Origin of the sequence: Kribbella shirazensis (genome assembly GCF_011761605.1) — a bacterium.
In the GTDB taxonomy this organism is placed as follows: Bacteria; Actinomycetota; Actinomycetes; order Propionibacteriales; family Kribbellaceae; genus Kribbella; species Kribbella shirazensis.
The window spans coordinates 2370457-2389080 of the sequence record NZ_JAASRO010000001.1 but is presented as its reverse complement, the minus strand read 5'-3'; the positions used below and the strand labels follow the sequence as shown (position 1 = coordinate 2389080).

Genomic DNA, 18624 nt, shown 5'->3' with positions numbered 1-18624 from the left:
GGACCCGAGAGATGGCCGACTTCACCGCCACCGTTTACCAGAACGAGTTCCTGCCCGACGGCGGGACCGACGTGCACGCCATCGTCACGGTGAACTGCACCGGTGCCGGCGCCGCAGGTCAGTCCGGCAGCGGCGACGCGGGCGAGATCATCATCGTCGACACCTCCGGCTCGATGGGGCGCGACGGCGTCCAGGCCGCCGCGTACGCCGCGCAGACCGCGCTCGACCAGATCCTCGACGGCGTCTGGTTCGCGGTGATCTCCGGCAACGACCGCGCGCAGCTGGCGTTCCCGCCGTCCGCGGAGCCGGTGATGGTCAAGATGGACCCGTACACCCGGCAGGCCGCCAAGGACGCGGTGTCCCGGTTCTACGCCGACGGCGGCACCGCGATGGGCACCTGGCTGCGGCTGGCCGGCCGCGTGTTCGCCACCGTCCCGTCGCTGAACCAGAAGCACGCGATCCTGCTGACCGACGGCGAGAACCAGCACGAGACGCCCGAGGCGCTGACCCAGGCGATCGAGTCCGTCACCGGCCAGTTCCAGTGCGACACCCGCGGCGTCGGCGTGGCCTGGCAGGTCGACGAGGTACGGCGGATCGCGCAGGCGCTGCTCGGCACCGTCGACATCATCCCGGCGCCGGACCAGCTGGCCGCCGAGTTCGAGAAGCTGATCCAGAACGCGATGGGCCGCGGTGTCGCGCAGGCCGATCTGCGGGTGTGGGCGCCGCAGGGCGCGGAGGTGCTGTTCGTCCGGCAGGTCGCGCCGACGGTCGAGGACCTGACGTCGCGGCGTACGGCGATCAACCCGCTGACCGGCTCGTACCCGACCGGGTCGTGGGGTGACGAGTCCCGCGACTACCACGTGGCGATCCGGCTGGCGGCCAAGGCGATCGGGCAGGAGCAGCTCGCTGCCCGGGTCCAGCTGGTGCTGGGCGACCAGACGGTCGCGCAGGGTCTGGTGAAGGCGCTGTGGTCGGGCGACGAGGCGCTGACCACCCGGATCAACCCGGAGGTCGCGCACTACACCGGGCAGACCGAGCTGGCGCAGGCGATCCAGGACGGCCTGGCCGCGAAGGCCGTCGGCGACACCGCGACGGCGACCACGAAGCTCGGTCGCGCGGTGCAGCTCGCCGCCCAGACCGGGAACGAGGAGGCCACCACCAGGCTGCGCAAGGTGGTCGACATCGACGACCAGGAAACGGGTACGGTGCGGCTCAAGCGCGCGGTCGAGAAGGCGGACGAGATGGCCCTCGACACCGCCTCCACCAAGACCACCCGGGTACGGAAATGACCGTGAACTGTCCGAGCGGACACCCCTCCACCTCCACCGACTACTGCGACGTCTGCGGAGTCCCCATCCCCGCCCCCACCTCCACAGCCACCCCGTCGGCCCAACCCGGCCCGGCCGTCGGAGGCCCCGGCACCACAGACCCCACCAGCACGGGGGCTGCGTCTGCGCCTCCTGGCACCACAGGACTGGGTATCTCGGGGCCGGGCAACCCGGTAGCGGGCTCGTCAGCTCCCGGCGACGCGGCAGCAGCGGGGCAGGCTTGTCCTAACTGTTCGGAGCCTGCAGCCACGGACGCCCTGTTCTGCGAGAACTGCGGCTACGACTTCACGACCGGCACCATGCCCCGCCCGGCGGCCCCGCTCGGTCTGACAGGCATCCCGGCGCCCAGACCCCCGTCGGCACCAGCCGCGACAGCCGAGTGGGTCGTCGAGCGCTGGGTCGACCCGGACTGGTACGCCGTACAGCAGAGCGACGACCCGTGCCCCTCACCAGGCCTACCTGCAGTGATCCCGTTGACGGAGAAGAGCCTGCTGATCGGCCGCCCGTCCCGCAGCCGCGGTATCTCCCCGGAGATCGACTGCGGCGACGACACCGGCGTCAGCCGCCGCCAGGCCCAGCTGACCACCGACGGCCAGCGCTGGTGGGTGGAGGACCTGCAGTCCTCCAACGGCACGTACGTCGCCTCCGCCGCCGGCCCGCTCCCGGAAACCCCGATCATCCCCGGCCAGCGCCAGGAACTGCAGCCCGACGACCGCATCTACGTCGGCGCCTGGACCCGCCTCGTGGTCCGCAAGGCAACCCCCGAGGAACTGGCCGGCCAGGCCTAGGATCTCGCGCCGGGCTGGGTCTGCGAGGTCCAGCCCGGTGACGGGTTGAAGCACAGCCACTCGATCACGGCCGACCCGGCCACGATCGGGATCGCCCACGTCCACGGACGCTGCGGCAGGCTGACGACCGCGATCGCCGTCCACAGCGCGATCCAGCCACCGCCGTACCCGCGCAGCACCCCGCGGTACCAGAGTCCGCCGGGCGCCTCGGCCGCGCGCTGGCCGAGGTACACGAACAGGTACGACGCGATCGTGATCGGCACGAAGTACCAGAGCCGGCCCCAGTCGTACGGGATCATCACCAGCGCGGTCAGGCAGATCAGCGCGACCGTCCAGTGGTAGACCTCACCGGCCCCGTTCAGCCCGCGGCGGCGCAGGGTGAGCACGATCGCCAACGGGCCGAACAGGACGGCGAGGACACCGGCCACGACATGCAGAATCAACGCGATGTCACGCATCGCCCCCGCTCCTCGCTCGCCCGGACCTTTCTGACATGTCACGGAGCATAGGGACGGAGCGAGGGCTCGTCTGCACTTCGGCGGCAGTGAGTTCGGATCAGTTCTCCGGGACCGACAGCACCCGGCGTACGGCGAACGTCCGGTACCCCTGACGCTCGAAGCTCTTCGCCATCGGAACGTTGCCGAAGTCGGTGTCGGCGCGGATCTGCTCCGCGCCGGTCTCGGCGAGCAGATGGGTGATCTCGGCCAGTAGGTCGTCACTCAGCCCGTGCCCGCGATGCTCCGGCAGCACACCGAGATAACCGACGACCGGCCCGCCCGCGTTGGCGGACGGGATCGCGAAACCGACCAGTTCACCGGCCTCGTCGTACGCGAGCCGCCACCAGCCACGGTCGCCCCGCATCGACTTGTAGATCGCCAGCTCTTCGCGCGCCGCGCCCTCGGCTCCGAGCCGCGCGATCTCCCGCGCCGTACCGGCGTCGAGGCTGCCCTGGCTGACGCGCACGAACACGTCGACGAACGCCTCGTCGTCGGCCGGCTCGAAGCGCAGCCGGGTCGAGCGTTGCGGCAGCCCGTACGACGACTTCCACTCGTACCGCAGCCGGTCGGTCACCGCAGTCATCCCGACCGCCGCGGCCGCCTGCGCGCGGGGCTCGAGTGCCGCGACGACATCCGGCCTGTTCTGCCAGTCGCTGTCCAGGAAGAAGTGGTACTCCGGTGGCTCGGCGCCGGCCGGGCGGGAAGCGACGGCATGCTTCAGCAGCTCGGTCCAGGCCGGGACTGGGTCGCCGTCGCCGGCGTAGTACAGGCCGTCGATGCTGTACGGGTGGCGCTCGCCGGGGACGCCCCACCAGATCGCGAGCGCCTGGATCGCGCCGTTCTCCTCGATCACCCAGGTCCAGTCGTGCTTGTAGTAGCCGCTGGCAACATATTCGCGGTACCGGTCGACGGTGACGGTGTTGACGGACTGCTGCTCGATCAGAGCAAGGATGGTGCCGAGGTCGGCCTCGACGGTGGTGCGGATGGTCACAGATCCTCCAGAAGGAGGCGCGGCTCCGCTCAGTGCGAGCTGTGCGAGCGGTCGGGACGCGCCGGGAAACAAGTCAGTGTGTTCATCGGTCGCTCCTTCCACTCGGGCGTCTCTCGCCGCGCCAGACTCTAGGGCCACCGGGGGTCATAGTCCACTCGTTATTCACAGCTGGGATGTACCGGCGGCGCCGCGGCGGGGAAGCGTCCGGGCATGAGAACCCTCATCGCCGCCGTGACCCTGGCGACCACCGCCGCCCTGGGCTCCACGGCCTACGCCGCCCCGACCAGCCACTCCACCTCGTCGTACGCCGCACCGCACACCGCGGACGCCTCGTACGTCGCACTGCGGACCGCGCCCGCCGCGCCGCAGACCCTGACCGCACCTGACGCGATCGAGACCTGCGCGCTCAGCTCACTGCCCTCGCAGGCCGGCGACACCCTCGACCTCATCCACTCCGGCGGACCGTTCCCGTACGAGCAGGACGGCACCGTCTTCCAGAACCGGGAGGGCATCCTCCCCGACGAGTCCTCCGGCTACTACCACGAGTACACCGTGATCACCCCCGGCTCACCCGACCGCGGCGCGCGCCGCCTCGTCGGCGGCGGCGCGGAGACCGACCCCGAACACGTCTACTACACGAGCGACCACTACGCCTCGTTCTGCGAGGTGGACGAGAACAGCTGACCTTCGGAGAGTAGTGTCGTCGGCACGTTGAGTGATCAGGAAGGATCTTTCACCGATGCCGATTCTGCGTCCGGTCACCGCCGGCCTGTTGCTGTCCGCCGCGCTGCTCGTCTTCGGCCGGCCCGAGTCCGGGCTGGCCGAAGCGACCGGCAACCCGCTCAAGCTGACCAGCGGGCTGTACGTCGATCCGGGGTCGGCCGCGGCGGCCTACGTACGGCGGCATCCCGAGGACACCGCGATCGCGACGAAGATCGCCGGGCAGCCGTCGGCGCGCTGGTTCGGGTCCTGGAGCGGCGACGTGACGACGGGCGTCACGGCGTACACGACCGCGGCGGACAAGGCGGACAAGCTGCCGGTGCTGGTGACGGACAACCTGCCGGGGCGGCAGTGCGGGATCGGCGGTGGCGCCGCGTCGGATGCGGCGTACCGGACGTGGATCGCGGGCGTGTCGGCCGGCATCGGGACGCGGCCCGCGGTCGTTGTACTCGAGCCGGACGCGCTGGCGCGGCTCGACTGCTACCCGGCACCGGAGTGGGACGGGCGGATCGCGTTGCTGAAGTACGCCGTCGGGGTCTTCGCGGCGAAGAACCCGAACACCTGGGTGTACCTCGACGCGGGCACTGTGACCTCGGGTGACGCGAAGGAGATCGCGCGACGGCTGCGGCTCGCGGATGTCGGCAAGGTCCGCGGGTTCGCCCTGAACACCGCGAACTACTTCACCACCGAACAGTCCGTGGCCCGCGGCACCGAGATCCTGCAGGCCCTCGGCGGCGGCGCCCACTACGTCGTCGACACCAGCCGCAACGGCAACGGTTCCGACGGCAGCTCCTGCAACCCACCTGCCCGCAAGCTCGGCGCACCGCCCAGCACCGCCACCTCCCCCGTCGACCTCCAGCTTTGGCTCCGCACCCCCGGCGAATCCGACGGCCCCTGCGGCCTCACCCCCACGCTCCCCACCCGCACCTTCTCCCCCCTCCTCGCCCACCACCTCATCACCGGCACCTGATCGCCGACGCACCCGCCTCGCCGGCACCCCGCCCCACCGACTGCCGGACCTCCACCGCCACAACACAACGGCCCCGGGCGCCAGCCCGGGACCGTTGAGGTTGTTGCTTTTTGTGCTGTCGGACTACTGGATCAGAAGTCCATGCCGCCCATGTCGGGCGCGCCACCCGGAGCGGCCGCGGCCTTCTCCGGCTTGTCGGCGATGACGGCCTCGGTGGTGAGGAACAGGGCCGCGATCGACGCCGCGTTCTGCAGCGCGGACCGGGTCACCTTGGCCGGGTCGATGATGCCGGTGGCGATCAGGTCGACGTACTCACCGGTCGCGGCGTTCAGACCGTGACCCGGCTCGAGGTTGCGGACCTTCTCCACCACGACGCCGCCCTCGAGGCCGGCGTTCACGGCGATCTGCTTCAGCGGGGCCTCGACGGCCTTGCGCACGATCTCCGCACCGGTCGCCTCGTCACCCTCGAGCTCCAGCTTCTCGAACGCCACCACGGACGCCTGCAGCAGCGCGACGCCACCACCGGCGACGATGCCCTCCTCGACGGCCGCCTTCGCGTTGCGAACGGCGTCCTCGATGCGGTGCTTGCGCTCCTTCAGCTCGACCTCGGTGGCCGCGCCGACCTTGATGACCGCAACGCCGCCGGCCAGCTTGGCCAGCCGCTCCTGCAGCTTCTCGCGGTCGTAGTCGGAGTCCGACTTCTCGATCTCGGCGCGGATCTGGTTCACCCGGCCGGTGATCTGGTCGGCGTCGCCCGAGCCCTCGACGATGGTCGTCTCGTCCTTGGTGACGACGATCTTGCGGGCCTGGCCGAGCAGCTCCAGGTCGACGGTGTCGAGCTTGAGGCCGACCTCCTCGGAGATCACCTCGCCGCCGGTGAGGACGGCGATGTCGACCAGCATCGCCTTGCGGCGGTCACCGAAGCCCGGCGCCTTGACGGCGACGGCCTTGAAGGTGCCCTTGATCTTGTTGACGACCAGGGTGGCCAGCGCCTCGCCCTCGACGTCCTCGGCGATGATCGCCAGCGGCTTGCCGGTCTGCATGACCTTCTCCAGCACCGGGACCAGGTCCTTGATGCTGCCGATCTTGCTGTTCACCACCAGGATGTACGGGTCGTCGAGGACGGCCTCCATCCGGTCGGTGTCGGTCACGAAGTACGGCGAGATGTAGCCCTTGTCGAAGCGCATACCCTCGGTGAGCTCGAGCTCGAGGCCGAAGGTGTTGCTCTCCTCGACGGTGATGACGCCTTCCTTGCCGACCTTGTCCATCGCCTCGGCGATGATCGAGCCGACCTGGGTGTCCGCGGCCGAGATGGACGCGGTCGCCGCGATCTGCTCGCGGGTCTCGACCGGCTTGGCCAGCGCCAGCAGCTGCTCGCTGACGGCCTCGGTCGCCTTCTCGATGCCCTTCTTCAGGCCCATCGGGTTGGCGCCCGCGGCGACGTTGCGCAGTCCCTCGCGGACGAGGGCCTGGGCCAGCACGGTGGCGGTGGTCGTACCGTCACCCGCGACGTCGTCGGTCTTCTTGGCAACTTCCTTGACGAGCTCGGCCCCGATCTTCTCGTACGGGTCCTCGAGCTCGATCTCCTTGGCGATGGAGACGCCGTCGTTGGTGATCGTGGGGGCGCCCCACTTCTTCTCCAGCACGACGTTGCGGCCCTTCGGGCCGAGCGTCACCTTCACGGCGTCGGCGAGGGTGTTCATTCCCCGCTCGAGGCCGCGGCGCGCCTCTTCATCGAAAGCAATCAGCTTGGGCATTCTCCGCGAGTCCTCCCGCGTCGAGTCTTTGTGGTTCAGCCGGCTCGATGCCCGCGACGGACGGCACCGGCATCGCGACGCTCATGTCCCGCCACGCACCGGTAACCTCATCGAGGCCGTCTTCTTGCACACTCCGCCGGGCGCGAGCACTTATCACTCTCACCCATGGAGTGCTAACCAAGTATTAGCACTCGACCCAAGTGAGTGCAAGCCAGCCCCCGGCTACCGTGAACCCCATGCCGAACCTCCGACCGGCCGGTCCGGACCGCTGGCCCGACGTCGAAGCCGTGATGGGCGAGCGCGGCGACCCCTCGCGCTGCTTCTGCCAGTACTTCCGGCTCCGCGGCAAGGCGTGGTCCGACGCCCGCCCGGAGGACAACCGCGAGGGCCTGCGTGACCAGGTCTGCGGCGGTGACCTGCCGCCAGGTGTCCTCGCGTACGACGGCAGCACACCGGTCGGGTGGTGCGCCGTCGGACCGCGGACGTCGTACCCGCGGGTCGTGGCCTCGCCCAACTGGCGCACCGACCACCCGGACGCCTGGGTGATCACGTGCTTCGTCGTACCGGTCGGCCATCGCCGCACGGGTGTTGCCGGGGAGCTGGTGCGCGGCGCGCTCGACCTGGCCCGTTCGTACGGCGCGACCGCCGTCGAGGCCTGCGCCGTCGACACGGCGGCCGAGGGCCGTCTCCCCGCAGCCGATCTCTACCGCGGCCCGCTGTCCGTCTACCTGACCGCCGGCTTCACCGAGATCAGCCGGAACGGCCCGCGCTGGGTGCTGGTCCGGTCAGTCGCCTAGCTGTGCGATCAGGTACTTCGGGGCGGTGAGGCGGTAGGCCTCCGTGATCAATTCCCCCAGCTCCTCCTCGTCGGCCTGGTCCAGCTGGATGAGCACCCAGGCGAAGCGGCCGCCGTCCCAGGAGGGGGCGTAGACGTCCGGGTTCTCCGCGACGAGTGCCTCCTGCTCCTCGCGGAGCGCCTTGAGATGCATGCGGCTCTGATCCTCGGACAGGTACGCGAAGCTCTTGTTCCGCACCTTGAACACCGGCTGCCCCGCCCACCCCTCGTGCTCCTCCGCCTCCGGCAGCCCAGCCATCACCTTCATCACCGCCTGCGCATCCATACCCAGCACGCTAGACAGTCCCTCCGACAGTTTCCTCAGCCCGCAACCGTCACCGTCACAGTCGACCCGACAGGCAGCAGCGTCCCGACAGCAGGCGAGACACCCAGGATGGTGCCGTCCGCATAGCTGGGCGACTTCACCGCCTTGTACTGCACCGCGAGACCCGCGGCCAACAGCAGCGGCTCGTAGCTGCGTGCAGGCGATCCCGGGGTCGAGCCGCGGACCGACCAGTAGCTGGGGACTCCGGCGCGCCCCCTCAGGATCTGGATCCTGCTGAGGATCCGGTCGACCTCCTCGGCGCTGGTCGACGACTCGGCATAGAACCACACCTTGAGGGACGGGATGCCCACGGCCCCGACGCACACCCTGGTGCCCTGCCACCCGTCCAAGCACTTCGTCCGCTGGCGCTGAGCCTCAACTCCGTCAATCACAACCGTCTTGTCGGCGCGGAACTCGATCGACGGTGTCCCGGTCAGCTCGACACTCTCGACCGCGTCCGGACGGTAGCTCATGCAGAACAGCCCTCTGGTTGGGTCGTCGATCTGCACAGTGTCCAACTGCGGGGTACCGCAGCTGCTCTTGTTGGTCGGCCAGCTCGCCGGGATGGCGATGGCGGCGCGACCGAAGCCGACCAACCGCGTCGTGAACGGGACCGGGGCCGCGGTCGTGGGGGTCGTGGGGGTCGTGGGCACCGGGGTCGGGCTGGTGACAGGTGCGGTTGAGGTGGGCGAGGCCAGCAGGTTCGTGCCGGCGATGACAGCGCCGACAGCTGCCACGGTGACTGCTGTGAGTCCCGCAGTACGGCGTCTGCGTCGGCGGGCTGCTCCGGCCCGGAGGGCGATGAGTGGCGGTGGGCCTACGGGGGTGCGGTCGGCGGTGTCTTCCAGGAGTTCGGTCAGCTTGGGTTCGATCATCGGGGTTCTCGCAGTTCTGCCAGGTGTGGGTCCTGTGCCAGGGCCTTCACCGCGCGGGACAGCCGGCTCTTGACCGTTCCCGGGGCTACGCCCAGCACGGACGCCATCTGCTGCTCGGTCAGGTGCGCGTAGTACCGCAGTACGACTGCTGTGCGCTGGTCACCCGGCAGCCGGTCGAGTGCGCGCATCACGGCGTCCGTGTCGTCGACTCCTGCTGTCTGGTCACTTCCACCGGGCCGCTCCGGGAGGGCGGCTGACGGCAGCTCACCGTGCCAGCGGCGTCTGCGGGAGGAGCGGAAGCAGTTGATCAGTACGCGGTGCACGTAGGCGTCCCGGTCCTCCGCGTCGCGCACCCGGTTCCACTTCAGCAGGCAGCGTTCCAGAGCGGACTGGACGAGGTCCTCGGCTTCGGACGGAGTACAGCCGAGCAGGACCGCGGAGCGGACCAGCGTGGGCCAGCGCGCGGTGACGTACTCGGTGAACTCGTCCATGCCCCTCCTCACCCTTACAGACAGGCTGGTGGGCGGCGGAGGTTCCGGCCAGTTCTACTTGATCACGGTCAAGCTGACTGTGTCGCCGGGGCTGAGGAGGGTGCCGGGAGACGGGGAGATGCCGACGACACGCCCCTGCTTGTAGACGAGCGACGTCCTGGTCCGGAACTCGGCCCGGAGGCCCAGCCGCTGCAGGAGCTTCGCGTACGCCGTACCGCTCCGGCTCTCGTCCAACGACCGGGAGCTCGGTACGCCGACCTGGTCCCGCACGATCGCGATCCGGGCGAGGATCCGTTCCACCTCGTCGGCACTCGTTGAGGAGGAGGCACGGAACCAGACCTGGAGGGACGGGATACCTACAGCGCCCCAGCAGACGTCGTCGCTCGCACAGGTGGTCCGCCGGCGCTCGGCCCGGACTCCGTCGACCGTGAAGATCTCGTCGACCTGGAAGCCGGTCGGCGGCACAGTGCTGAGCTCCACGCTGTCGACGCCGGGAGGGCGAGGCAGGTCGCAGTACGACGCCGCACTCGGGTCGTCGATGAGCACGGTGTCCCGGCGCGGCGTGCCGCAGCGGCTGACGTTCGTACCCCAGATCTTCGGCACCGCGATCGCGGCGTGGCCGAAGCCGACCAGTCGCATCGCCACGGGGCCCGGCTCAGGGCCGGGCAGGGGGACTGTCCCTGACCCGCCGGGCGCCGTGAGGACGTTGGTCACGCCGATGACAGTCACTACGGTCGCCGCTGCCGCGGCGGTCACCAGGCGGTCGCGGAGACGACGAGGCGGGCCTGCGGCGCCCGCGCGCTCGAGGAGCTCCGGTTGGTTCATCGCGTCCCTCGCACTTCGTCGGCACCTCCAGTCTGAGTGCTACCGGCGCGGGCGGCCACCCGGTGCCCACGAAAGTCGTCAGGGGTCGCTCAGGGGTCGGTCGGTACCGATCCTGATGTGCCGAGGGGTGCGGAAACGGGACAGTAGAGCCATGACGAACTCCAACGCACCGTTCCAGAACCTCTCCGGCAAGGTCCTCCGTCGCTCCGCGAACCAGCGGATGCTGTCCGGTGTGTCCGGCGGCATCGCCGAGTACCTGAACATCGACGTGACCCTGGTCCGCCTCGGCTGGGTCGGCCTCACCCTGATCACCGGCGGCGCCGCGATGCTCGGCTACGCGGTCGCCTGGATCGTGATCCCGGAGTCCGACGGCAAGGCGGTCTGGCAGAACGTCCACCAGTCGGTCAACCAGAACCAGAACCAGACCCAGCCCCAGGCCCAGCACCAGGACACCACCGAGCAGGACATCGCGTCCCGCCTCTACGACGACACCAACAACAAGCCCCCGGCGGCGTGACCTCGACTGCGCCTCACCACGGCGCAGCAGCCCCGGACCCGGCGGCAGGGTGACGACAACTCGCCACCCTGCCGCCGTACTGCAACACTTCCGTCGTGCAGCGCGCCGAAGAGATCGCCAACTGCCCCGAATGCGGGCACCAGATCCGCGTCGACCGGCGGTACGTCACCTGGTGTGACAAGTGCGACTGGAACGTCGACCCGACGCCTCGCGAGGACCACACTCCGCCCTGGCGTCTGCGGCTCGAGCAGCGCCTCGCCGAATCGCTCTTCCGCGAACTGGAGACCGGGAAGATCCACCGTCCCGGCTGGGACGCGGCCCGGATCGGCGCGCATCTGCTGTCCGCGCTGATCTTGCTGCTGCCGCTGATCGCCTTCCTGGCCGGCGTCGCTCTGATCGCCTTCTATCGACCGCTGTGGCTCAGCGGGATGCTCGCACTGCTGGCCTTCGGGCTGGCGTTTCTCTTCCATCCACGCGCTGCGCGACTGCAGGAGGACGCGCAACCGGTGCCGCGCGACGAAGCCCCCACCCTGTACGCCGTACTCGACGAACTGGCCGACGCCATCGGCACCAGGAGGGTGAGCGCCGTCGTCGTCAGCACCGAGGCGAACCTCTGGTACCAGCAGATCGGCTGGCGCTTCCGTCCTGTCGTCGGCATCGGGCTGCCACTCTGGGCGGGTCTGCGACCGCAGGAGCGGATCGCCGTCCTGGCGCACGAGTTCGGCCATGGCCGGCACGGTGATGCCAGGAGCGGTTGGGTGCTCGGCGGTGCCTGGTCGGTTCTGCAGGAACTGAACGAGACCTTCAGCGAGGGGCACGGCGACCGGATCAGGCGCGAGCTCGGCTACGACGAGGCGACCGGCGCCACGATGGTCAGCCGGATGCTCAACGCGACTGTCGGCATCGTCGTTCGAGGGGTCGCCTGGCTGCTGGAGCGGCTGGCCTTCCGCGGCAGTCAGCGTGCGGAGTACCTTGCCGATCGCAAAGCCGGCGAGATCGCCGGATCCGAGGCGACCGCCCAGGCGCTCGAACGGTTGGTCCTGGCCGACGCGTCGTACCGCGCGCTGGAGCGAGCCCTCCGCTTCCCCACCGGCATCGACCCGCTGGAGGCGGTTCGGCGGGAGGTGACTGAGGTTCCGGCGCGGGAGATCGAGCGCCAGCTCCGCGTCAGCCGTCTCCGCGAGGCCCGGACCGACACCACGCATCCGCCGACGTACCTCCGGACCAGGCTGATCCGCAGCCGCCCTGCAACCACTGCTCGTTTCGTCCTGGGCATCGACCGCAGCCGCGCCATCGACAACGAACTCCAGCCTGCCGCCACGAAGGCATTGGCCGAACTCCGCGCAGCTCTCTAGCTGCGGCCCTGGCTAGACGTTCACAGTCGGTTTGCGGAGGGCTGTGACTGCCTGGTCGGGGTGGTCGGCGAAGACGCCCTGGAGGCCGAGGGACGCGAAGCGGGTCAGTTCGGTGCGGAAGTCGGTTGCGGTCGGCAGGAAGCGGCGCTCCGCGCGGAACGTCCAGACCTGGACGCCGAGGCCGGCGCGGTGGGCGTCGTCGACCAGACGGGTCGGCTCCCCGAGACAGCCGTCGGCGGTCCGCGGAACGACCAGGTCCTTGTGCGGTGCCAGCACCTGCGCGTACGTCGCGATCTCCCGCAGGCCCCGCGGCTCGACGAGGTCGGCGTACGACCGGCCGTCACCCGTCCGGAGGAAGTCGTTCGGAGCGCTCTCTGCGTCGATGAGCTGGACCAGCGGCACCCGCGTCATCACCGACAGCCGCCGCAGGCTCGTCGGCTCGAACGACTGCACCATGATCTCGTCAGGACGCAGCCCGAGCGCCAGGATCCGCTCGGTGAGCAGCTCCTCCAGCGGCAGACCGAGCCGCCGGAAGTACGTCGGGTGCTTGATCTCCGGGAGCACACCGATCGGCCGTCCCAGCCGCGCCGACTCCCGGCGCGCCAGCGCGACCACGTCGTCGAAGGTGGGGATCTCCTCAAGCCCGTCGTACGCCGTGTTGTCCGACCGGAGCGCGGGCATCCGTTCGCGGGCCCGCAGCGTGCGCAGTTCGGCGTAGGTGAAGTCCTCCACGAACCAGCCGGTGACGGCGGTCCCGTCGACGATCTTGGTGATCTTCCGGTCGGCGAAGACCGGGTGCTCCGCGACGTCCGTCGTACCGGAGATCTCGTTCTCGTGCCGGCAGACCAGGACGCCGTCGAGGGTGGCGACCAGGTCCGGTTCCAGGTAGTCGGCGCCCTGCCGCGCCGCCAGCCGGTAGGCCGCGGGCGTGTGTTCCGGGCGGTAGCCACTCGCTCCCCGATGCGCGATCACCAACATGGATCCAGGACAGGGGCCGGACATGGCCCGGCGGGAACCCGTTGCCCAACGCAAGGTGAAGGTCTACCGACCGTCACCGTCACCGCGCGTGGCGACTCCCTGGCAGCCAGCTGTTGGACGGCAGCTGTTCAGGGGGTCCACAGGTGCGATTAATTCGCATGCCAACTGTCGGTGGCGAGACCTAGCCTGAGGAGGCTATGAGACAACTGCCGCTCGCCGATCCCGGCGTCCCGAATCATCGCTCGCCGGTCCGCTACCTGGGGTGGGTCGCGCGCGGTCAGGCACGGACGCTCGCCGGCGGGATGGCCTTCGGCATCCTGTGGATGGCCTCGCAGGCCTTCATCCCGGCAATCCTCGGCCGGGCGATCGACGAGGGCATCGCGGCGCGCGACGGCGAGCGGCTGCTGCGCTGGACGGCGCTGCTGTTCGCGGTGGGTGTGGTGCAGGCGACGGCGGGCATCATGAGGCACCGGTTCGCGGTCACCAACTGGCTGACCGCGGCGTACCGCACGGTCCAGGTGGTGACACGGAAGTCGGCCGACCTCGGCGCAACCCTGCCCAAGCAGCTGGCCACCGGCGAGGTGGTCAGTATCGGCGCCGGCGACCTGTCCTACATCGGGAACCTGATGGAGATCTCGGCCCGGTTCGCCGGCGCGATCGTCGCGTTCGTGGTGGTCGCGGCGATCCTGCTGTCGTCGTCGACCGTGCTCGGCCTGGTGGTGCTGATCGGCGTACCGCTGATGCTGTTCTGCCTGGGCCCGATGCTGCGACCGCTGCACAAGCGGCAGTCCGCGCAGCGCGACGCCGTCGGCGATCTGAACTCGCTGGGTTCGGACATCGTCGCCGGTCTGCGGGTGCTGCGCGGTATCGGCGGTGAGGACTCCTTCTCGCGGCGCTACCGGAGCGAGTCGCAGCAGGTGCGGAAGGCGGGCGTCCGGGTGGCGGGCATCCAGTCGGTGCTGGACGCCGCGCAGGTGCTACTGCCGGGCATCTTCGTCGTCCTGGTCGTCGGTCTGGGCGCGCACTTCGCGCTGCGCGGTGACCTGAGCGCCGGCTCGCTGGTCGCGTTCTACGGGTACGCGACGTTCCTGGTGCTCCCCCTGCGTACGGCGACCGAGTTCGCCAACCAGCTGATGCGTGGACTGGTCGCGGCGCGCCGTGTGATCCGGGTGCTGAAGCTGGAGCCGGACATCACCGAGCCGGAGACACCGGTGCGGCTGCCGGACCACGGCGACCTGGTCGATCCGGTCTCCGGCATCCGAGCCCGCGACGGACAGCTCACTGCCATCGTCTCGGCTGAGCCGGACAGCTACGGCCCGCTCGCAGACCGCCTGGGGCGCTACGACGAGACCAGCGAGGTCCGGTACGGCGGTGTGACGCTGGCCAGCGCTACCAGGGCAGACGTTCGCGAGCGGATCCTGGTGAGCGACACCGGCGCCCAGATGTTCACCGGCCCGCTGCGCACCGAGCTGGACCCGTCAGGTCGCCGTACCGATGACGAGCTGATGGCCGCCCTGCGTACGGCGTCGGCGGAGGACGTACTCGTCGCGCTGCCGGACGGGCTCGACTCCGAAGTGGAGGAGAAGGGACGCTCGTTCTCCGGCGGTCAGCGTCAGCGGCTCGTTCTGGTCCGGGCGTTGCTCGCCGACCCGTCCGTGCTGGTGCTGGTCGAGCCGACGTCCGCGGTCGACGCGCACACCGAGGCTCGGATCGCGGAACGGCTGCGCGATCACCGGACCGGTCGGAGCACCGTCGTCCTGACCGCCAGTCCGCTGCTGCTCGACCGCGTCGACGAGGTGATCTTCGTCGCCGGTGGACGAGTCGTTGCCACCGGCAAACACCGCGAGCTGCTCGAGTCCACCCCGCAGTACCGGCGGACCGTCACCCGCCAGACCGAACCAGAGACCGAAGCCGAGGAGGTGCTCCGATGAGGCAGATCCTGCCCGTGGCCGGGCCGGCCGAGATCCGGCAGCACGCCCGGCGGCTGGCCAGGCGGCATCCGCGCGCTCTGGTGATCGCGTTGCTGCTGCACGGCCTGGCGGCGGTGTCGGGGCTGGCGGCGCCGCGGCTGATCGGTGACCTGGTCGAGGACGTGCAGCACGGCACGACCGCCGCCAAGGTGAACCTGGTGATCGCCGTGATCGCCGGGTTCATCGTGGCGCAGTCGCTGCTGACCCGCTGGGCGCGGTACCGCTCCTTCGCGCTGGGCGAGCAGGTGCTGGCCGAGCTGCGGGAGGAGTTCGTCGACAACGCGCTGGCGCTGCCGATCGGTACGGTCGAGCGGGCCGGCACGGGTGACCTGCTGTCGCGGACGTCGCGGGACGTCGACACGCTGTCGCGGACCGTGCGGTTCGCCGTACCCGAGACGATCATCGCGTTCGTCACCGTGGTGTTCACCGTGGTCGCGACGGCGCTGGTGGGCGTCTGGGTGCTGGTGCCGCTGGCCGCGATGGTCCCGCTGCTCTGGCTGAGCACGCAGTGGTACCTGCGCCGCGCGAAGGACGGGTACCTGCGGGAGAACGCGGCGTACGCGCAGATGACCAGCTCGCTCGCGGAGACGGTCGAAGGCGCGCGGACCGTCGAGGCCCTCCGGCGGTACGACGATCGCGTGCGCCGCGGCGACGCGGACATCCGCGGGTCGTACAACGCGGAGCGCTACACGTTGTTCCTCCGCACCGTCTACTTCCCGGCCGCCGAGCTCGGGTACCTGGTGCCGGTCGTGGGCACGCTGCTGTTCGGCGGCTGGCTGCACATCAACGGGCACGTGTCGCTCGGCGCGGTAACGGCCGCCGTTCTGTACGTGAACCAGTTGATCGACCCGGTCGACCGGTTGCTGTCCTGGCTGGACGAGCTCCAGTCCGGCGGTGCCGCGTTCGCCCGGCTGCTCGGGATCAGCGACGTACCGGACGACCGTACGCCGTCCGGTCAGCAGCCCGCGGGCGAGCTGGTCGAGGCGCGGGACGTGCGGTTCTCGTACGTCGACGGTCGCGACGTGCTGCACGGCGTGGACCTGACGATCCAGCCGGGCGAGCGGATCGCGATGGTCGGGCCGTCCGGTGCGGGCAAGTCGACGCTGGGCCGGCTGGTCGCCGGGATCCATCCGCCGCGGACCGGTTCGGTGACGGTCGGCGGCGTGGGGATGACGGAACTGCCGCTCGACGAGCTGCGCAAGCAGGTCGCGCTCGTGACGCAGGAGCATCACGTGTTCGTCGGCACGCTGCGGGACAACCTGTCGATGGCGCGTCCGTCGGCGACCGATGCGGAGCTGCTCGACGCGCTCGACGCGGTCGATGCGCGGGCGTGGGCGGAGGCGTTGCCGCAGGGGCTGGACACCCGGGTCGGTTCCGGTCAGCTGTCGTTGACGCCGGCGCAGGCACAGCAGTTGGCGCTGGCCCGGCTCGTGCTGGCGGATCCGCACACGTTGGTGCTCGACGAGGCGACGTCGCTGATCGACCCGCGGGCCGCGCGGCACATGGAGCGTTCGCTCGCGGCGGTGCTGGAAGGCCGGACGGTGATCGCGATCGCGCACCGGCTCTACACCGCCCACGACGCCGACCGGGTCGCGGTGGTCGAGGAGGGCCGCATCTCCGAACTGGGCAGCCACGACGAACTGGTCGCCCGCAAAGGCTCGTACGCCGCCCTCTGGAACTCCTGGCACAGCTAACAGTTGCCAAAAGCAAAGACCCCCACCGGGCTGTTCCGGTGGGGGTCTTTAGTGTTTTGCATAGTGGGAGAACTGCTGAATCGACACGTGGCGCTCAACCCATCCCCGAGCGAAGCGAGGGCGGGTTTCTTCTAGCGCTTGCGTAGCAGGAGGACTGCTGAATCGACATGTGGCGGTGGGGTGAATGCCTTGCGGGGAAGGCGAAGGCCGATCGAAGGGTCATAGTGCCGGAACCACCGGTTCGCCCCGGGTGCGTCACCGCGAACCCACCGATTCGCCACCTGCCGCTGCAGCACCAGATCCGCCGACACCAGACGGGAACCCGGTGCCAGCAAGCGCTTCAGCAACAACGTGGAGATGTTGTACGGCGGACTCGACACCACCCGGAACGGCCGCGACGGCAACCGCAGGTCACCGGCATCGGCCCGGACGACCGTCACCGGTGCGTCCGCGAACCGCCGGCGCAACCGGTCGGCACGACCCGGATGGAGTTCGACCGCGATGACCCGGGCGCCGGCCCGGACCAGCGGCGCGGTCAGCGCACCGAGCCCGGCCCCGACGTCGAGGACGAGTTCGCCGGGTTCGACCCCGGCCGCGTCCACAACCCGTTGGGCCCAACGGCTATCGAGCGGATGCCATCCCCAGGCACCCCGCGCCTGCCCGTAGGCGGGCACGACGGACCATCACGAAGTACGTAATCATGCGACCGACCCTAGACCGGCGAAACGCCTCGCCTCAAAGCATTTTCAGCGCCACCCCCAGCGCCGTGATGTGAACAAGTGCTGGGGTCTGGAGACAAGCTATTGCGTGTCTCCCCATCCCGGCGCTTGTCGCAGCAGCAGGTGCATGGGCGCCTGCACACGGCGGCCGGGGCGGGTGCGAGCGGTATAACTGGCCCATGGTCGAAGTGAAGACGGCGGCGGAGATCGAGCGGATGCGCGCGGCCGGGCGCGTTGTCGCGAACGCGCTGGCGGCGGTGAAGAAGGAGGCCGCGGTCGGCGTCTCGCTGCGGGAGCTCGACGAGGTCGCTCGTGACGTCCTGCGGTCCGCGGGGGCGGTGTCGTTGTTCGACGGGTACCAGCCCGGCTTCGCGACGTCGCCGTTCAACGGAGTGATCTGTACGTCGGTGAACGACGCCGTACTGCACGGCCTGCCGTCCGACGTGCGGCTCGCGGACGGCGACCTGTTGAACGTGGACTGCGGCGCATCGGTCGACGGGTGGTGCGCGGACTCGGCGATCAGCTTCTGCGTCGGTACGCCGCGGGTGGAGGATCTGGAGCTGATCGCGACGACCGAGGAAGCGCTCGCGGCGGGCATCGCGGCCGCGGTCGACGGCAACCGCATCGGAGACATCGGCGCGGCGATCGGCCGGATCGGGAGACGCGCCGGCGTCGGAACCAACCTCGACTTCGGCGGCCACGGCATCGGCCGCCGCATGCACCAGGAACCTCACGTCCCCAACGACGGCCGCCCCGGCCGCGGCCTCAAACTCCGCAACGGCCAGGTCTTCGCCATCGAGCCCTGGTTCTGGTCCGGCCCCGGCACCACCTACACCATCGACGAAGACGGCTGGACCCTCCGCTCCGCCGACCACACCCGAGGCGCCCACGCCGAACACACCGTAGCCCTCACCCCCAACGGCCCCCAGATCCTCACCCTCCCGTAGCTCGGCACCGTGGAACTGCGGCCAGGTCCGAGCCCAAGGCGC

At 70.0% G+C, this 18624-nt stretch carries 19 protein-coding genes; 10 read left to right on the top strand and 9 right to left on the bottom strand.

Going from position 1 to position 18624, the window contains the following annotated elements; translation table 11 throughout:
* Positions 1-11: 11 nt before the first annotated feature.
* Together BJY22_RS11750 and BJY22_RS11745 are read left to right on the top strand one after the other, a co-directional pair.
* Complete coding sequence (locus tag BJY22_RS11750) at positions 12-1289, top strand: vWA domain-containing protein (RefSeq protein WP_167206123.1); 1278 nt, start codon at positions 12-14, stop codon at positions 1287-1289.
* Positions 1290-1627: 338 nt separating this feature from the next.
* Complete coding sequence (locus tag BJY22_RS11745) at positions 1628-2116, top strand: FHA domain-containing protein (RefSeq protein WP_238350343.1); 489 nt, start codon at positions 1628-1630, stop codon at positions 2114-2116.
* Here the strand turns inward: BJY22_RS11745 and BJY22_RS11740 are convergent.
* A complete protein-coding gene (locus BJY22_RS11740) occupies positions 2113-2574 on the bottom strand; it encodes a hypothetical protein (protein WP_167206119.1) in 462 nt (153 codons plus the stop codon). The genes BJY22_RS11745 and BJY22_RS11740 overlap by 4 nt on opposite strands.
* A 97-nt stretch (positions 2575-2671) precedes the next feature.
* Positions 2672-3604, bottom strand: a complete 933-nt coding sequence (locus BJY22_RS11735) for a GNAT family N-acetyltransferase (RefSeq protein ID WP_167206117.1) — start codon at positions 3602-3604, stop codon at positions 2672-2674.
* A gap of 210 nt (positions 3605-3814) precedes the next feature.
* On the opposite strand from BJY22_RS11735, the gene BJY22_RS11730 reads away from it, so the two are divergent.
* Together BJY22_RS11730 and BJY22_RS11725 are read left to right on the top strand one after the other, a co-directional pair.
* Complete coding sequence (locus BJY22_RS11730; protein WP_167206115.1) at positions 3815-4288, top strand: guanyl-specific ribonuclease; 474 nt, start codon at positions 3815-3817, stop codon at positions 4286-4288.
* A 55-nt stretch (positions 4289-4343) separates the two neighbouring features.
* A complete protein-coding gene (locus tag BJY22_RS11725) occupies positions 4344-5294 on the top strand; it encodes a glycoside hydrolase family 6 protein (protein ID WP_202891076.1) in 951 nt (316 codons plus the stop codon).
* A 131-nt stretch (positions 5295-5425) separates the two neighbouring features.
* Here BJY22_RS11725 and groL read toward each other — a convergent pair whose 3' ends face one another.
* A complete protein-coding gene (gene groL, locus BJY22_RS11720; protein WP_167206113.1) occupies positions 5426-7051 on the bottom strand; it encodes a chaperonin GroEL in 1626 nt (541 codons plus the stop codon).
* A 236-nt stretch (positions 7052-7287) separates the two neighbouring features.
* Between groL and BJY22_RS11715 the strand changes: the two genes are divergently transcribed.
* Positions 7288-7848 (top strand): GNAT family N-acetyltransferase, encoded by a 561-nt coding sequence (locus BJY22_RS11715; protein ID WP_167206110.1) that lies wholly within the window; start codon positions 7288-7290, stop codon positions 7846-7848.
* On the opposite strand, the gene BJY22_RS11710 is transcribed toward BJY22_RS11715, so the two are convergent.
* The 4 genes from BJY22_RS11710 to BJY22_RS11695 are packed head-to-tail and all read right to left on the bottom strand — an operon-like array spanning position 7837 to position 10402.
* Positions 7837-8172: an MmcQ/YjbR family DNA-binding protein gene (locus BJY22_RS11710; RefSeq protein ID WP_167206108.1), complete on the bottom strand. Its 336-nt coding sequence runs from the start codon at positions 8170-8172 to the stop codon at positions 7837-7839. The two genes, BJY22_RS11715 and BJY22_RS11710, sit on opposite strands and share 12 nt — an antisense overlap.
* Before the next feature lie 35 nt (positions 8173-8207).
* Entirely contained in the window at positions 8208-9086 is an 879-nt protein-coding gene (locus tag BJY22_RS11705) for a PASTA domain-containing protein (protein ID WP_167206106.1), read from the bottom strand.
* Positions 9083-9577 carry a SigE family RNA polymerase sigma factor gene (locus BJY22_RS11700; protein ID WP_167206104.1) on the bottom strand — a complete coding sequence of 165 codons (495 nt, stop codon included), beginning with the start codon at positions 9575-9577 and terminating at the stop codon, positions 9083-9085. The genes BJY22_RS11705 and BJY22_RS11700 overlap by 4 nt, the downstream gene beginning before the upstream one ends.
* A gap of 54 nt (positions 9578-9631) precedes the next feature.
* Positions 9632-10402: a PASTA domain-containing protein gene (locus BJY22_RS11695; protein WP_167206102.1), complete on the bottom strand. Its 771-nt coding sequence runs from the start codon at positions 10400-10402 to the stop codon at positions 9632-9634.
* Between the two features lie 151 nt (positions 10403-10553).
* Here BJY22_RS11695 and BJY22_RS11690 point away from each other — a divergent pair, with 151 nt between their 5' ends.
* Complete coding sequence (locus BJY22_RS11690) at positions 10554-10919, top strand: PspC domain-containing protein (RefSeq protein ID WP_167206100.1); 366 nt, start codon at positions 10554-10556, stop codon at positions 10917-10919.
* Positions 10920-11014: 95 nt separating this feature from the next.
* Positions 11015-12274: a M48 family metalloprotease gene (locus BJY22_RS11685; protein WP_167206098.1), complete on the top strand. Its 1260-nt coding sequence runs from the start codon at positions 11015-11017 to the stop codon at positions 12272-12274.
* Between the two features lie 12 nt (positions 12275-12286).
* Here the strand turns inward: BJY22_RS11685 and BJY22_RS11680 are convergent, their stop codons facing one another.
* Complete coding sequence (locus BJY22_RS11680) at positions 12287-13252, bottom strand: glycerophosphodiester phosphodiesterase (protein ID WP_167206096.1); 966 nt, start codon at positions 13250-13252, stop codon at positions 12287-12289.
* A gap of 197 nt (positions 13253-13449) precedes the next feature.
* Here BJY22_RS11680 and BJY22_RS11675 point away from each other — a divergent pair, with 197 nt between their 5' ends.
* A complete protein-coding gene (locus BJY22_RS11675) occupies positions 13450-15183 on the top strand; it encodes an ABC transporter ATP-binding protein (protein ID WP_167206094.1) in 1734 nt (577 codons plus the stop codon).
* Positions 15180-16916, top strand: a complete 1737-nt coding sequence (locus BJY22_RS11670) for an ABC transporter ATP-binding protein (RefSeq protein WP_167206092.1) — start codon at positions 15180-15182, stop codon at positions 16914-16916. The genes BJY22_RS11675 and BJY22_RS11670 overlap by 4 nt, the downstream gene beginning before the upstream one ends.
* Before the next feature lie 131 nt (positions 16917-17047).
* Here the strand turns inward: BJY22_RS11670 and BJY22_RS11665 are convergent, their stop codons facing one another.
* Positions 17048-17590, bottom strand: coding sequence for an rRNA adenine N-6-methyltransferase family protein (locus BJY22_RS11665; protein WP_167206090.1), 543 nt, complete (start codon positions 17588-17590; stop codon positions 17048-17050).
* Between the two features lie 224 nt (positions 17591-17814).
* On the opposite strand from BJY22_RS11665, the gene map reads away from it, so the two are divergent.
* Positions 17815-18582 carry a type I methionyl aminopeptidase gene (gene map / locus BJY22_RS11660; RefSeq protein ID WP_167206088.1) on the top strand — a complete coding sequence of 256 codons (768 nt, stop codon included), beginning with the start codon at positions 17815-17817 and terminating at the stop codon, positions 18580-18582.
* The last annotated feature ends 42 nt before the right edge of the window (positions 18583-18624 follow it).